Origin of the sequence: Pyrobaculum neutrophilum V24Sta, from assembly GCF_000019805.1 — an archaeon.
GTDB lineage: Archaea > Thermoproteota > Thermoprotei > Thermoproteales > Thermoproteaceae > Pyrobaculum > Pyrobaculum neutrophilum.
Window position 1 is genome coordinate 435,593 of the sequence record NC_010525.1, and the last position, 15,901, is coordinate 451,493.

At 49.0% G+C, this 15,901-nt stretch carries 14 protein-coding genes; 1 reads left to right on the top strand and 13 read right to left on the bottom strand.

All coding sequences use genetic code 11. The features are described from left to right. Position 1: 1 nt before the first annotated feature. The 12 genes from TNEU_RS02390 to TNEU_RS02445 form a co-directional block, all read right to left on the bottom strand. Positions 2 to 988 carry a glycosyltransferase family 2 protein gene (locus TNEU_RS02390; protein WP_012349847.1) on the bottom strand — a complete coding sequence of 329 codons (987 nt, stop codon included), beginning with the start codon at positions 986 to 988 and terminating at the stop codon, positions 2 to 4. After that, the gene (locus TNEU_RS02395) at positions 985 to 2,085 is read right to left on the bottom strand and encodes a protoporphyrinogen/coproporphyrinogen oxidase (RefSeq protein WP_245521976.1); all 1,101 of its coding nucleotides are present in this window, start codon (positions 2,083 to 2,085) and stop codon (positions 985 to 987) included. The genes TNEU_RS02390 and TNEU_RS02395 overlap by 4 nt, the downstream gene beginning before the upstream one ends. A gap of 266 nt (positions 2,086 to 2,351) precedes the next feature. Further along, the gene (locus TNEU_RS02400; protein WP_148682285.1) at positions 2,352 to 4,649 is read right to left on the bottom strand and encodes a hypothetical protein; all 2,298 of its coding nucleotides are present in this window, start codon (positions 4,647 to 4,649) and stop codon (positions 2,352 to 2,354) included. Positions 4,650 to 5,381: 732 nt separating this feature from the next. Further along, positions 5,382 to 6,464, bottom strand: coding sequence for a glycosyltransferase family 2 protein (locus TNEU_RS02405; RefSeq protein ID WP_187146731.1), 1,083 nt, complete (start codon positions 6,462 to 6,464; stop codon positions 5,382 to 5,384). 8 nt (positions 6,465 to 6,472) lie between these two features. Then, on the bottom strand, positions 6,473 to 7,573 hold the full coding sequence (locus TNEU_RS02410; RefSeq protein WP_012349852.1) for a glycosyltransferase family 4 protein: 1,101 nt from the start codon (positions 7,571 to 7,573) through the stop codon (positions 6,473 to 6,475). Continuing rightward, complete coding sequence (locus TNEU_RS02415) at positions 7,570 to 8,655, bottom strand: glycosyltransferase family 4 protein (RefSeq protein WP_148682286.1); 1,086 nt, start codon at positions 8,653 to 8,655, stop codon at positions 7,570 to 7,572. The genes TNEU_RS02410 and TNEU_RS02415 overlap by 4 nt, the downstream gene beginning before the upstream one ends. Next, positions 8,640 to 9,065, bottom strand: coding sequence for a glycosyltransferase family protein (locus TNEU_RS02420; protein ID WP_012349854.1), 426 nt, complete (start codon positions 9,063 to 9,065; stop codon positions 8,640 to 8,642). The genes TNEU_RS02415 and TNEU_RS02420 overlap by 16 nt, the downstream gene beginning before the upstream one ends. Next, positions 9,052 to 10,140 (bottom strand): glycosyltransferase family 2 protein, encoded by a 1,089-nt coding sequence (locus TNEU_RS02425; protein ID WP_012349855.1) that lies wholly within the window; start codon positions 10,138 to 10,140, stop codon positions 9,052 to 9,054. Before TNEU_RS02425 ends, TNEU_RS02420 begins: the two co-directional genes overlap by 14 nt. A gap of 20 nt (positions 10,141 to 10,160) precedes the next feature. Then, a complete protein-coding gene (locus TNEU_RS02430) occupies positions 10,161 to 11,096 on the bottom strand; it encodes an NAD-dependent epimerase/dehydratase family protein (protein WP_012349856.1) in 936 nt (311 codons plus the stop codon). After that, positions 11,093 to 11,443, bottom strand: a complete 351-nt coding sequence (locus TNEU_RS02435) for a hypothetical protein (protein ID WP_012349857.1) — start codon at positions 11,441 to 11,443, stop codon at positions 11,093 to 11,095. Before TNEU_RS02435 ends, TNEU_RS02430 begins: the two co-directional genes overlap by 4 nt. 29 nt (positions 11,444 to 11,472) lie before the next feature. After that, positions 11,473 to 12,708, bottom strand: coding sequence for a GDP-mannose 4,6-dehydratase (locus TNEU_RS02440; protein WP_012349858.1), 1,236 nt, complete (start codon positions 12,706 to 12,708; stop codon positions 11,473 to 11,475). Continuing rightward, positions 12,705 to 13,397 (bottom strand): nucleotidyltransferase family protein, encoded by a 693-nt coding sequence (locus tag TNEU_RS02445; protein ID WP_012349859.1) that lies wholly within the window; start codon positions 13,395 to 13,397, stop codon positions 12,705 to 12,707. The genes TNEU_RS02440 and TNEU_RS02445 overlap by 4 nt, the downstream gene beginning before the upstream one ends. A gap of 1,341 nt (positions 13,398 to 14,738) precedes the next feature. Here TNEU_RS02445 and TNEU_RS02450 point away from each other — a divergent pair. Further along, the gene (locus tag TNEU_RS02450) at positions 14,739 to 15,317 is read left to right on the top strand and encodes a hypothetical protein (RefSeq protein WP_012349860.1); all 579 of its coding nucleotides are present in this window, start codon (positions 14,739 to 14,741) and stop codon (positions 15,315 to 15,317) included. Positions 15,318 to 15,563: 246 nt separating this feature from the next. Here the strand turns inward: TNEU_RS02450 and TNEU_RS02455 are convergent, their stop codons facing one another. Then, positions 15,564 to 15,755 (bottom strand): hypothetical protein, encoded by a 192-nt coding sequence (locus tag TNEU_RS02455; RefSeq protein ID WP_148682287.1) that lies wholly within the window; start codon positions 15,753 to 15,755, stop codon positions 15,564 to 15,566. Positions 15,756 to 15,901: the final 146 nt, after the last annotated feature.

The following is a 15,901-nucleotide window of genomic DNA, read 5'->3' on the forward strand; positions in this document are numbered from 1 at the left end:
GCTACTTAGGACTTTTCAAAAAATATTTAAGCGCGAAATGAGCAACTTTCCGTCTCCCAAGAATAGGTATGAGTAATAATGCAATGAATGACCTAGGTGTTGGATATTGATTCATAAATATACCCTTAAGAAGTCTAGATATTAATCTATAATACGATATATTATATACCCTTCTACATGTGAAAATAGTGTTAAATATATAGACAGGTATAGCGTTACTAAAGTAAAATTTTAATATCAATTTTCTTAGGTTATTGTCATGAATTTCCTTTAAAAGCAAATCTAGATCTAATGAATATCTATTAAGAGTACATATGATCTTATTCATAGTTGTTAAATCACCGTTTTGTAATTGAGAATTGCCAGCACCAATTCTATAAAATGTCAATCTATCAGGGATATGCTTAACTCTTCCTAACGATAGCGATGTTATAAATAGTGTAAAATCTAATAATAAATCTATATTAACAAATAAATCTTTATATTCATAAAAAACTTCTTTTTTTATTAACATAGAGGAAGGATTATGATGTATTGCAGGAAATTTCTTAAATATCTTAGATGCGTTAAATTTATTTATCGTGAGTTCAACCTGTGGTTGACCTATCTCATAGGAATGTACCAACGATCCATCCTTGATAATGTTTCCATTCACATCGATATACACCTGCTTATGATGTAACGCTACTGTGCCGCCTTCTTTAAACGCCTTCTCCGCTATCTTTAGTTTGTCTTCGTGAAATATATCATCGTCTTCTAAAAATGCAATGATATCACTATCAAGAGCTCTTATTCCCTCTGCCACCATCTCCCCATATTTTTCAGCTTTGCTTTCAACTATATACACAGGATAACTCTTTACCTTTTCTGCATCGTCAACAACGACCACAACCTCGTCTGCCTTTCTTGTCTGCTTCAAAACTGACTCAATAGCTTGCGGCAGAAAATGATAACGCCTATACGCCGAAATAATAACCCCTATCTTCATTGTATCTCGCCCAGTTTTATCTTTTCTATCTTTTCCGCGGTTTGTTTTGCGTTGGTGTATACCTTGTCCATGTTCCAGTAGTGCCAAGCGCCCCATCTCCCGGCGGTGAATATGCCCACCTCCTCGAGCCACCTCTGTACAACCTCGCGGGCCTCCCGGTGGCCTCTGGTGTAGACAGGGTAGCCGAAGGGGTGTAGCCAAGCCTCAGTAAACAACACCCTCCTGCCCTCGAGGATCCCCAGTCTCTCAAAGCCCTCCAGCACCTCCCCCTTTATCTTCTCCAGATCCACCGGCCTCCCCTTGGGGATAGTCACCTCGGCGATAACCGCAGACCTCCCAGGCGGGGCGTTGGCCGGGCTGTAGTTAGAGATCCACGCATAGCGGTGGAAGACCACACCCCTATCTGGCACATACACCCAGTGCTGATCAGGCGCAGGCCCCTCCAGCGCCACCCCCACCACAGCCACGGCGTTCCAGTCGAGCCGACCCACCGCCCTATAAACCTCCTCAGGCGGCGTGGGGCTCGCCACCGCCTCCACAAGCCTAGGCAGAGGAATAGTGGCCACCACCACCTCTGCCTCATACCGCCCGTTAACCACCCACCTCCCCCCGACCCTCCTCAACTCCCTAACCTCCACCCCCCACGCCACCTCAGACCCAGACGCAAGCGCCCTCTTCAACGCCCCATCGTATAGAGCCTGTATGCCGCCAGACGCCGGGTAGTAGAAGACGCTCTGCTCTCTATAGCCCACAGTCTCCACACCCGCGGCGCTCCTAGCCACATCCCTCCAGTCAGGCACAGGCAGCCGACCCGGGATGTAGACCCAGTCCACGTCGATCTCCTCAAGAGGCCTCTTCCAAATCTTCTCGTTGTAGGGAGCAAGGTAGTTGTCGGCAAGCCACCTGCCGAAAAAGCCGTAGACCCACTCCCTCAAATTCGAAGGCCTCCACTCCCCAGACCTCCCCATCCAAGTCTCCATAAACGACACCAAAGCCTCAGCCCTATCGCCCGGCTCCAAAACCCAAAGCCCATTCTCAAAGGGATAAGGCACAAACCTACCCCTAAAATAGACAAAAGCCCTCCTCACCCCCCTCACAACACCATCGACAAGAGAAAGAAGACCAGAGAGGGCCTCCCCATCTCTGGAATAGATAATATGCGTACCTCCTATATCAAAAGCGAATCCATGAATTATTTCTGTTCTTAACAATCCCCCCCTTCTATCGTACGTTGATTTTTCCAAGACTAAACACCCCCTAAGATTTCCAGCAATAAGAACGCCAGTAAACCCCCCACCAAGGATGATACACCTCACAACACCGAAAAATTCCAAAGAGTTAATAAGCATTACTACGACACTACTTAGTGAGACTCATTTAGTATATGGATGCGATAGCCCTTTACAGCATAGAGCGTCTTAACATCAGTAAAATTAACTAAAGTACATCCATTGCTGTAGCTTATGAGAGATTCAATAGATAGAAGAAACGGATATCGATGTTCACCATAATAATAAAACTGATATAAAGGAAGCTCATAAATTTTACCATTAATAAGACATTTATAAGATACTAAAAAACCAAAATTAGGTATATAAATCAGATATCTATATCCTTGTGCTAATATAGACGTAAGATTAACTGTAGTTGAATTCAAACGTACTTTACCAGCAAGCTCTACACTACCGATTTTAGTTAAATTTCCATATGTTTTATTATCTAAAACAAGAATAATCTTTACATTGTTATAACGATTCTGTATTTTTAAAAGTTCAATATAGAAATCAGAACCCAAATACGGAGTAGGTAGCACCGGAGTCCTTATGCCCATTATTTTTAAATTCTTACTGTAGTTCGATATAATATATACATATATTTTATATCCATTAAGATCATATATATATATTGGATTAAAGTATTTAGAAAAATTAACATATTGGTCGCCGGCGATCAAGATGCTGGGCAAGTATATTGCTGTATTCTTGTAATAGAATGGAATTGAATCATCCATTATGGTAACAGGCGTATAATAAGGAGTACCGAGTTTAAGCCCGAGTAGTATGTCTGACACAAAAGGAGCATCAACTAAAGCATGAACCCAAGGCGTTACAGTCAATTCGTTTATTGCTTTCGAAGAAAACGAAGAGAGCACATAATTCATGCATGTAGCTGTCATACATGGACCAACATCGGCCCAAGGATTACGGTAGTAATATCCCCAATAGAGTGTCCAAAATACAAAAACCAAAAAAGAAATAATTAAAAAGAAATATTTTACTTTTTCAGACTTATCGATAAATAAAACAACGGGAAGAAAAGAAATAAAAATAAAAGCCGGAACAACAAATGAGCGGGACAAAACTTCGGTATATCTACCGACTAGACCAAGAGGTTGACCTACACTTACCATATAATTATAAAACAAAAAGGAAAATAAAACAACAACAACACTAAGTAAAGTAGGAATAAATAGTAATTTATATATAAAATTATCGTTCTTAGAATACATAAGATATATAGGAAACACGTAAAAGTGGAAAAGCAATAAAGATCTTAAATCTAAACAATATGGATTAAAATATATTCTAAATGGAAACAATGTGATAAATATTATGAAAATTGCTGTGAATAAGATATAAAACTTTTTAGTTATTTTCTTTAATATAAACACCAATATATAGATTCCTAATAAATATATTATCAAAAAAACAAATATAATAGGTATTGAAAGTGAAAAAACAGCAAGCGGATATAAAATTTGCCTTCCAAATAAGAGGTACAGTAAAAATATCATTAGTAAGGATAATGAAATAAATTTGATATAATCTATAACATTTAATACTTTATTAAATAAAATAATTATTAGTACAATTACTACAAAAATCATATATAACCCTTCTTGAATATGAACTAATAATCCTAGTGTAAATACTAATGCTACATAAAATAAATTCCTTAATTCTTTTAAGTTTTTTACTAAAACTGCTGATAAAACTAATAAATCACTAATATTTTTTAATAAATTTGGGTTTATTGTTATAATTCTGGGCAAAATAGAATATTCAAAAGTGTAAATCATTGTGCCATTAACGTTTCTAAAATCATGTATTAGCATAAATAAAAATAACAAAGATGTTAAATTTGGAATATAAATCAAAATAAATGCTGATATATATACATGCTTTAAATTTAATGTTTTTAATAAAATTATAATAATCAATGTAAATACATATAATGAAATAATTAAATTAAACCAATAACTTGACAAAATATTAATATTAAACATCTTAGATATTTCTATAACTAATATACCACTAAGTGAAAAAAACCCATTTGGCTTAAGTAATGCTGCACCGATATATCTTATATCATCACCTAGAGGAAGGCTAGACCAAAAAAGGAAAAAATATAAGGGAGAAATTAGTATTAAACCGATAAAATAGTCAAAAATACTAATTTTTAATTCTAAAGATGAAGAAGTCAACCAAAAAATTAGTATAAAAATAAAACTAAACAATATCCATCGAATCCATATATTCAGATTAATGAAGTACATGACCAAAGAACCAATTAATCCAGCAATAATATACGTCAAAAAAATTACAAAGCCTAGATTAATTAATTTATTTATTATAATTCTGTGTGTAGACGAGGGTATCATGGGAGCGGGAACAGGTAGCCTTTTATTTTTTCGCGTTATTATCAGCGCAGCTCCTCTGGCTACGTCTATTCCTCTTGTGGTGTTGTATATCGGTTGACAGTGGGGTTGTCGTCTCTTCTTAGGTAGCACGTGAGTATCACCGTGGCTAAAGCATCAAGGGGGTGGTATAGAAACGCTAGCCAAAAGGAAAGACCCACATATGCAAGACCCGGTGCCCCCCTCCTAGCCAGAAGGGCCGTAAGCGGCAAGAAACAGTATTAAGGAAAGGTTCGGTATGAAGATTGCAAGAAAGGTTCCCAAGTATACATGTCTAACGTCCATTGATCTAAGGATCGCAATTATCGTCAGTGTAAATGTAAATATTGTCAAAAAGACACTAACCCAATAGGCCTCTAAAACCCCCACACCTAGTTTAGATATGGATATCACAGACACGCCGACTAGCGAGAAGAACCCGTTTGGCTTGAGTTCAGCCGACCCAATATAGCGTAGATCATCAACAAGCGGCAACCTAGAAAAAACAGTAGAGAGATAACTGGAAGAGAGAGGACGAGACTAATTAGGAAATCACGCCAGACAAGTTTAACATCTACGACATGTGCCAGATATATGTACATCGCCGGAGTCTAAAGAAATACGAGCAATAAGACTAGGTACTTCCCTACAATATAGTAAACTATTGATAACAATGAAAAAGAAAAGATAAACGACAATAATATCTTATATATGGAATCAGCCCTCAACATCCTTAGTCACTCTTGTAATTTCTGATCTAACGTCATTAAGCAAGCTTTTCATGGACAGATATTTCATCCATGAAGTTTTTACTACAGGGACCCCCCCTGCTCTTCTGCTACCAACGGAGGCGGTAAATCCCTCGTATAGAGCTCTGACTAGATGTCTCAGAACCTCAAGGTACTCCCTAATGCCCCACCTCGGCGTAGGTACACCTGGAGCGGTAATTTCTATATATCTATCTAAAGCCGAGATCTTCTGGTCGAAAACCCGAAGAGGATAGGAGACTATCCAGAGCAGAAATTTTAGAAGCGGTAATGCGCCCAAGTACTCTCTTATGATAAGTAGTCTATTCCTATAGGACAGAAATGTCACCTTATAGACTGATCTACCCGTGCTAGCACTTCGGTAGTGTCTGCCGATCACTAGAGGTATAAGAAGAGAAGGAAATCTCGCCCTCCACGCCCTCAGAGAAAACTCCACATCTTCGTAATACAAGAAATACTTGGGGTCAAACCAACCTATAGTCTCAACAACATTTCTATGTACTATCTGAAACGCCCCATCTGCATAACTGATCGGAGTGAGGCGGCGTATTTCCCGTGGAGTTAAAGCCGCCAGGCGCAGGCCCCAAGTTCCTCCACTGTCGTCGATGAAGTATCCACCGTAATCTATTAGCCCATCGTTTCCGTTTAATAGCAACGGCGCCGCAATGAACCCCTTGGGATAGGCCTTCTCCAGCGCTCTGAGATAGGAGAGCAGTTCGCCGATCTTTTGGGGAAAGAGCTCAATATCGTTATTGCTACAGACGTAATAGTCGTACTCCAGCCCCATTAATCTTGTATATCTGTAGGCGAGGCTACACGCGGCCCCGTAGCCGAGATTCTTAGGGAGGGCCAAGAACTTCAGCATCCCGCCGTAGCGTTGCGAAAGTACGCTGTAAGATCCGTCAGTTGACCCATTATCAACTAGCCACACATCTACGTCCTGGTCCACGACATCTACAAATGTATCAAGAAAATTGAATACCCTCTGGCCCATAGTTGACACTGAATTATAATTTACAACAAATATGGCCATAGATTTTTTCATATTTTTTCAATTAATTTATAATATAATTTTTCAAATTGTTTAATAATATTTTCTATGTCAAATCTCTGCGCCAGATTTCTTAGCCTAGACTCATTGTACTTCTGCAGATCGAATTCCAGTATTGTCTTGGCCAACGTCATTACGTCGTCCTTGGGGATAACGATGCCTGTTACGTCGGGTATGGCTAGCTCATTCAATGGGGGGATGTCGTAGGTGATTACGGGGGTTCCCATGGCTATTGCCTCGAGTATGGCTATCCCGAAGCCCTCTGGGTAGCCTAGGTGTATTAAGGCGGCGGCTCTGGACATGAGGTCAAGTTTCTCCTCCTCTGTGATGCGGCCTAGGAGGTGGACTGTTCGCTCCAGGCCTAGCCGCTTGATTAGTTTCTCGAGTTCAGCCCTCTGGGGGCCGTCTCCGACTATCAACAGTCTGTAGTTTGGCTTTACCTCTTTTACTATTCTGAAGGCGGCTATTGCGTGGTCGTAGTGCTTTCTAGGCTCTAGGCGCCCCACCATGAGGTAGAGCCCCTCTTCTGGCCTCCTTGTGTACTTCCTATATTTTTCTGCGTATATCCCAGGTGGTATGACGTAGATTGGGTTACGGAGTAGCCTTAGTCTCTCCACCTGTCTTTTTACTGATCTACTGAGCACGTGTATGGCAGTGCATGTGGAGTTTGTCTCTGCTAGTTGTACAAGGGGGAGCCCCACGCGAGGCGCTACTCCAGTAATGACGTCCGGACTTTCAAAGTGGTATATGCTACAGACCTTTGGTGTTTTGTTGGGGGATAGCAGTGGCAGTAGGTTTGGAAAATGGCTATCGGTGTGGACTACGTCGTAGTGGTCGCCCATATCTCTGAGGATGCTTGTGGCTTTCCGGAGGTAGCGGATTACGTTGAGCGGCTGCATATATGGGAGCAGGCCGCCACGGTAGATCCTTAGGTCGACTACTTTGATATTCGGCGGAGTTCTGTCGTAGGTTGCGCCTGTTATAACCGCCACCTCGTGGCCTCTCTGAGCCATTCCCTCGGCTATCTGCATTAGGAAACGCGGCCCCCCCGTGTGGTATGTGATGTAGTTGGTGAAGTACGCTATCTTCATAATAGCCTGATGTACTGTTGGACGACGTTGGATATGTGGTACTGCATGAGTTTTTCCGGCTCCAGGGGGCTGGGCCTCGCCTCCTCTATTGCCTTGACGACTTCGGCCGGAGTCTTTGCCACATAGCCGTAGTTGAGGTTTTCTACTATCTCTCTCGCGGCGTTGTAACCCTCCGCGTCTAGGACAATGGGGTAGGCGCCTAGGGCTATGGCCTCCAGCGTGGCTATGCTGAAGCCTTCTGTCTTTGACAGGTTTAGGTAGATTTTCGCCTGCGCCAGCAGGCGCCGCTTGTCTTCTTCGGCTACGTTGCGCCGCCATTCCACCTCGTGGCGCATTCTCTTTATCTCCGCCGCCAACCTATCTCTCAGGGGACCGTCGCCGATTATCAGAACCCGTAACTTTTCGCCTACCGCATTTAGTACCTCTATCAACACGTCTAGCCCCTTGTATGGAACTAATCTCGCTACGTAGGCGAGGTCGTACGTCTTATTGTGTGACCTGTAAACTAGATAATGGTCTAAGTTTAACCCTACTGGTATAATTGCCGTATTTCTATTGTATCTAAATACTTGGTTTGCAACAATCTTTGTTGCTGTTATTACTAGGGGCGCTCGCTTTATAATCGCCTTTTCTCCCCACATCACCATCCTGCCTAGGATCCGGCCATAGTAGTCTTTCCACTTGTCCCCCCAGAATTCCCAGTACGTCAGTATTATTTTTTCTCGTGGAAGGAGGTAGGCCGGGAGGTAAGGCACTGTTACGTCTATTTTGTCGCATCTCAGATTTTTTGCCTTTTTTGCCGCGGCGTATGAGAATTTTACTGTGTTTATAATGTCGCGTCTTCCTTCTCTGTCGTATAGGGGTGGCGGGGGGCCTACTGTGGCGGTGGGGATGTCTGTAGGCCCCCAGTCGTAGGTTATGTAAGTCACTTTGTAGCCCATCTTCGACAGTTCCTTGGCAAATAGGTAGTGTCTAAGTTCTGCGCCTCCGTATGTGTATGGCCATAGGTTAGTGTGTATATAGCATATATGCATTGTTGCATCTTCAGATGGTTGCCGGTCCTCGGCTATGGAGTTGTGCATATCTTGCGCGTGCTTAGTCGCATTATCCTGGTTATTCTGTATTCCATGCGTTTGAGGTATAGTGCTAGGAGGGCTATTAGGATTGTGTTTATGCCGGCGGCTGTGAGGGCTGTGGCGGCTAGGGCTTTCACGTATGTTTTAACGCCAGTGAGGTACATGGCGGCTGAGTAGGCGCCTAGGGCAAGCCCCGGCGCTGTGAGGACTGCATCGTCTAGTTTTAGTTCTTTGATCTCTTTTTCTAGCTCCTGTAGGCTTCCGTCGGTGCTTCCGTTGTCTATGAGTACTAGTTTTAGGCTTTTTAGGTCGCTTAGTCTGTCGAGGGTTTTTAGGAGGAGTTTTTCGATTGGGAGTATGTGGTTTGAGTTGTAGTTGACTACTATAGCTAGGATGTCGTATTTACTTCCTGACATGCGTGGCGAGGGTTGCTGCTATCATTTGTGTAGCTATGACTGGCAGGGTTAGGGCTAGTGTTGTGTAGATTAGTCTCATGTATCTGGTTACGTTGAAGAGGTTTATTGCGTGTATTAGGAGTGCTGTGCTTGCGGTGTAGAGTGCTACTGCGGCGAGTATTGTTATTTTGGGGCTTTTTGTTATTGTGGTCCATATGATCGCCCATGCTAGGTTTAGTCCTTGTATGAGCATGTTTGCTTTACTTGATTTTTCGTGGTAGATCACCTTGCTCGTGACCTCTGTGGTTCTTAGACGTCTCAGGGCGTTGTTTATCTCTATTTCTACTCCGTAGGCTGGGTCGAATTCTCTGTCTAGGAGCTCGAGAGCTTTTCTGGTGAATGCTCTGTATCCGTTGAATGGGTCTCCCATTGGCTTTATGAGTATTGCGTGCAATAAGGCTAGGGCTTTGTAGCCTATTTTTCTTATGGTTGGCATCTTTGTATTGGTGAATCGGTTGGCTACGACGTGATCTGCCTGGCCTTGGATTAGCGGCTGTAGCATCCTGGGTATGTCGTGCGGGTTGTGTTGGCCGTCTGCGTCGATTAAGATGGCGTATTGAGCGTCGGCTTTGAGGGCGGCTTTTATTAGTGTTGCTACGGCGGCTCCCTTGCCCATGTTTCTGGGGTGTCTAATCACGAGGGCGCCGGCTTCCTGAGCCTCCCGTGCTGTATTGTCCTTTGAGCCGTCGTCTACAACTATTACTAGGTCTACGTATCTCTTTGTAGCTGTAACTACCTGTCCTATCCGGCCCTCTTCGTTGTAGGCAGGTATGAGGGCTACGGTTTTTGCTTTTGGTATGGGCGGCATCTCCGGCGGGATGTAGCTTGTCCTCGTCGATGTGTATACCGCAATTGCCGCGGACAGGAGCATGTTTGAAGCCACATAAGCTAGGAAGGCGCTTGCGGCTGTCAACGTGTCTATTATCCTTGACTCGTTAAACTTGTCAATTGTGATAAGTATCAACGCCATTGTCACAACCAACAAAACCAACCCCGGAGACGCAAGATAGACAAGGGGATACTTTCTAACCGACATAAGAAGGGGTCTCAGAAATATTAACCTAACTCACTCACCAACTCCGCCGCCGCCCTTCTCACCGTTTCGAGGCTGTTCAGCCTGGGTCTCCAGCCGGTGAGCTCCACTATCTTTTTGATGGAGAGGAGCATGTACTTCACATCCCCCGGCCAGCCCCTCCCGTCTGGGGTCGCCGGCCTCAGCTTGATCTGTGGGGAGAGGCCCATGGCCTCAGCCACGGCCCTCGCGATGTCTAAGACAGAGGCCACGTCGAAGTTGCCCACGTTTAGCGCTAGGTACGGCTCCCCCACCTCCTCGAACTTTCTCCAGGCTCTCAGCGTTGCCTCCACAGCCTCTTCGACGTGTAGGTAGCTTTTCTTCTGTGTGCCGTCTCCTAGAACCTCCAGCTCCTCTGGCTTCTTCCTCAGCTTCATGAGGAAGTCGTAAAGCGCCCCGTGTCTCAGCCTCGGCCCCACCACGTTGGCGTACCTCAGCGCCAGGCACCTAACGCCGTAAAGCCTGGCGTATGTGGCACACATCACCTCGCCAGCCGCCTTAGCCGTGCCGTAGACCGAAACCGGCTCCAGCGGGTAATCCTCCGGAGTCGGCATAACCCTAGCGTCTCCATACACCGTCGAAGAAGAGGCAAACACGACCATCCTAACGCCAGAGACGCGGGCCCACTCCAACACATTAAACGTAGCCACCACATTCTCCTCAAAATGGACACGGGGCTCCGTAGTGGAAACCCTAACCTCGGGGTTCGCGGCGAAGTGGAAGACGGCGTCCGCCCTCAGCCCAACGCCCCAGCCAGGCTCCTTCAGATCCCGCCTTATGAACTCGGCGCGGGGATTCACGTTCTCCCACCTGCCGGAGGAGAGGTTGTCCACTACGACGACCTCGTACCCCTCCTCCACAAGCCGATCCACCAGGTGGCTACCGATGAAGCCGGCTCCGCCGGTTACCAACACTCTCATGGCCACATTGGCGTGATCTTCGGCCTCCACCTCCCGGGGGTGTTCAATATCTGTAGGCCTAGCGCGAGTGCCGTTTCCTCGTCTAGCTCGACCCCCCTCTGCCTGGCCGCGGCTCTCCCCAGGGCTATTGCCTTTTGGCGGAGGGGGGTCACGAGGTTCATGACCTCGTTTATGGCCTTCTGGAGGGCGGCGAGGAGGGTCTGCGACTTTATCCTCCCGCCCCTCCTCAGGTAGTGGATGGTGGCGTCTATCAGCGCCCTGGCGGTGGGGCTTACAAAACGCCAGACGCCTAGGCGCAGCGCTCTTGCCCTCAGCGCGACGAGCCTCAGCCCCACCGCCAGCGGCATGTCGTATTGAAGGTGGGGGGTTTTTAAGTTTAACAGTGTCTGTTTTCCTGTTTGAGGTAGTAGTTGAGCTGGTCTCTTGCTATGTCTCTCAGCGTCTTGGTCGTGCGGAAGCCGAGGTCCTGTATCTTCCTGGTGTCTGCCAACAAGATGGGGACTTCGGCGGGTCTGAAGCGGGCTTGGTCGAACTCGACTGTTATCCTGCCCCTGTCTGTCTCCACTGCGATGCCTTTGTCCTGCGGCTCGTATTCGAGCTGCTCGTCTAGCATGAGCCTGTCTACCTTGGTTTTCCAGAATCGGATTCCGAAGGCCGGCGATTCGTCGGGCTGGGTGGGGTCGTCCACCTTCTTGCCGCCTGCCAGCGCCTCTATCCTTCTGACCTTCCAGCCGGCCTCCTCTAGGGCGATTAGGATGTACGTGAGCACGGAGTTTGTCCTCATGGAGCCTTGGTTGTAGACCTCGCCGGGGGTTCCCCTCTCCGCCAGTAGCATGTAGCCGGCGACGATGTCCTCTACGTGGGACCAGTCTCTGAAGGCGTTGACGTTGCCTATCTTTATCCTGTCTGTCTCGCCCATCTTGAGCTTCATGACTTGGCACGCCACCTGGGCTGTGACGAACATTATGCCCCTCCCCGCCCCCTCGTGGTTGAAGGCTCTGCTGACGATTGTCCTCAGGCCGTATACGGCGTGGTATGTCCTCATGAGGTAGTCGCCGTGTACCTTGGAGGCGGCGTAGGGGGACATGGGCCTGAGGGGGTTGGTCTCGGCTATGGGGAGCTCTGGTATCTTGGCGGGGGGCGGGTAGACGGCGCCGTACTTCTCCAGGGCTCTCTTGTACTGCCTCTCGCTGGATATGACGAGGCCGTACTCCTCGCTGGATCCCGCGAACACTATGACGGGGTTTGTCTTGTCTCTCATCCTGACGGCCTCTAGGAGGTTCGCCGTGCCTATGGTGTTTATCTCAAGGGTCTCCAGTGGGTGTGTGAAGGAGCGGGGTACGAAGGACTGGGCGGCGAGGTGGAATATGACGTCTGGCTGTGCTCTGTCTATGGCCATGGCGAGGCTTGTGATGTCTCTCAGGTCCCCCTCTATCAGCTTGACGCCGCCTGCGACTCCTCTGTCGACGAGGTTTTTGGGGAGTGTGCCGTCCGCCCTCCTCTTGACTAGGCCGTAGACTTCGGCGCCTGCGTCTATCAGGGCTTTTGCTAGGTAGGAGCCTGCGAAGCCCCCGACTCCCGTGATCAGCACCCTCTTTCCCTGCCAGGTCATGGCCCGCCTCCCGGCCCGGTTTTTAACATTTTTTCTACCTCCTCTAGGTCTTTGTGTGTGTCTATGGAGCGCCAGAAGGCGTCTTTGTAGACTACGGCTCTGAGCCTGCCCTGTTGGGCCAGCTTGGGGAAGAGGGTCTCCTCTATGTTGCCTCTGTCGGGGAGGTCCCTTAGCGCCTCCTTCCTGATGGCGTAGACGCCGGCGTTGATGTAGTGCTCCAGCACGGGCTTCTCTCTGAAGGCCATCACGCGGCCTTCGCCGTCTACCTCCACTACGCCGTAGGGGCTTCTGAGGGGGACGAGGGCTATGGCGGCGTCTGCCTTTTCTAGGGCGGCGGCCAGCGGCCTTGTGTCTATGTCTGTGATTATGTCGCCGTTTAGCGCGATGAACACGTCGTCGGATATATACGGAGCGGCGTTTTTTATGGCGCCTCCGGTGCCGAGGGGCTCCTCCTCGACGCTGTAGAAGAGGCGGACGCCGTATTTCCGCCCGTCGCCCAGCGCCTCGAAGATCTTGTGGCGTAGGTACCCCACGGCGAGGACTATGTCTGTGACGCCCTGCCTCTTCAGCCACTCGATCTGCCACACGAGGATGGGCTTCCCGGCCACGGGCACGAGGGGCTTGGGCACCTCGTTGGTGAGGGGGGCGAGCCTCCTGCCGAACCCGCCCGCCAGAATCACAGCCCTCATGTCGTTAAAAACTCTCCGGTTTTTATCTATTCCTCCGGCACAAGCCCCGGCTCAGAACACCGCGAGTGCCCCTCGGCGCTTCCCCATGGGCGCGCTGGCATGTCGCCTCCTTTGTTGACGGTGATAGACCCGCTGGTGGTCTCCACACCCGGCCCGCGGTGGGGGGCCGCTGAGTGTGCATGTTTCTGCGGCTGGGGGGTTCTGGGGGTTTCGGCGGTGGTCTTGGGGGTCCTCTGCCTAATCGACCGGCGTGGCGCCTCGTCAGCCAGGCCAAAAGCGCCAAACAGACCGCCGATAAGTCTATGGCAATGTGAATCAACGCCAGCGCTATGCTGATCACTAGCGTAATATCGACATTGACGCTTATGTTAATAATATAGGAGCATTGTGCTGTTGTGTCTTGTGCTGTAGGTATCAGACCAAACATATTTGATCTCTTAGTTTAAAAACCTGGAGCTCGCCGTTCTTTTGAGCTGTCCTGGCGGGTCGGGAGCTGGTGGTAGGTCGGCCAAAGTGGACTCCTCCCGCCGATTCTTCGCTGGGAGAAATCGATGGAGAAAAACGGCGAATTTCTCCATCGTTTTCTCCCGGCATTCAATTGTTCTGTGGGATATCTATGTTGAATTTGGGTGGCTTGTCGGGTCATTTCGCCTTTGGCTTCCGCTGTTGTGGATTTCTGGGGGTTGGCCGTTGGGGGTGCGTTCTGGTCGTTGAGGCGCTTTTGCAACTGTGTGAGCGTGTGTCTATTATGGTGGCCGTGGTCAAGGGGCTGTTGAGCCCCGCGGGCTGGGGCGCAGGGAAATAGAAAGCTTTCTATTGTTCTGTATCAGAGACTCTGGTACAGGATAGTAGAAAGCTGTTTGACGTTGGGAGTTTGTCGTTTGTGTGGGGCTGTTTGCGTTTGGGCGTCGCTAGACGTGGTGGCGAGTACAGTCTCCCGGCGCCGGGTGGCGGTTGCGGGTGGGCGGCCTTGGGCTTTGGATTTTCCGTGTGTGTGTGGCTTGTGTTGTGGGGGCCTGGGGTTAAGCGTGTTGGCGGGGGCAGTTTCTTGGCGGTCATTGAGAAAAATTCCGTATTTCTGGCGCAGGCGGAAGGCTTAAATGCGTGTCTATCTACAGCTGTGAGGGGCGGTGTCTCATGAGGGGCTGTGCCCCGATCGTGTCTGGAGAAGGGCCGCGTGCCGTTCGGTCTCATGCCCGATGACCCCGCGTCCGAGACGGCCGGGCTGTCAGTGAAGGCGCGGGCGAGGAGGAAGTCCCTAGGCGCGATTAATCAAGTTGCCAACAGTGGCCGCCTAAGGACAAGCGGTTAGGCTTATTTATTTTTGCAAAATATGGACACATGGGAGGGCACGAGGTTGCTGTTGGGGGCCTTGGGCTTGTGGAGAAGATGGTGCTCTATGTGGTTCACAGGTTGGGCGGGGCGTCGCTTGAGGAGATAAACGCCGCTGTGGCCTATGCCGTGTTGGTTGACGGCGGGGAGTTTAGGCCGGTGGAGGACAGGGCTCTGCTCAAGAGCCTCGTCATCACCGGCGCCGGCTGGATCATAAGGGGGGTCAAAAAGAGACTGCGCTTGCTGTCGTCCCTCGGCCTGGTGGCGCTGGAGGGGAGATACGTGAGGCCCCGCGCCGCTGTGGAGGGGCTTGAGGCAGACCTGGCCGGCGTGCTTGACCGGCTGAACGGGGCGCTTGAGGTGCTGAGGGCCGGCGGGGTTGGGCGGCTCGTGGAGGCGCTGGACGAGCTGACCGGCACCGCCATCGCTAAGTATTCCTTTGTCGGCTGGAGTGCCGCCAGGTACATGAAGGCGCTTAGGGTGCTCGACGAAATCGCGAAGGAGTATGGAGATAGGTTTGCGTCGGTGCCGACCAGCCACGAGTTCGAGAAGCTGAGGCGCAGGATCAAGGAGCCCTCCATCTCCTAGGCGTGCCTCTGCCGCATCCGGTGGTGAGGGGAGTTAGACCCTTGACTCGGCCGCAAAAGGGCTGTTGAATGTAGATAATTATCTGTTTGATACAGCCGGGTGGCGTGGATGAGGGGGGGCGTAGCGTGCCGGCCCGTCTGGCGGTGGGGGCCGCCGGGGGGTGCTCGGTGGGGGCGCCTTTGTGGGGGGTGCGGCGGCCGTCGAGGCGTGTCAGATGTGGGGGAAGCTGTCGGGGGCCGCCGGCTTTCATGAGTCTCTGTCCTGACCGGCTTGTTCTACTATGTCAAGTAGCTCCCGTGGGGTTATGGGCTTGATCTCCTGCGCTACTTTTTCTGCGGCGTGTAGCAGGCGCGTGTCTGCTGTCACCAGGAATATGTGATGTGCACCGTGGGTTGCCAAGGCAGCGATTGCCAGTACTTCTTTGTCATCGTCGTCCATTAGGCTGTCTATCCTGCCCCAGAGCTGTGGGTGGCTTTGTTTGATGCGTTCCGCGGCTGTTCGTGCGATTACACACAATTTATCTTTACCCCTTCCAGCGGCTTCTGTTTGCAGTGCCACGCTTTGGTGTCGGCCGCCTGTAGTAG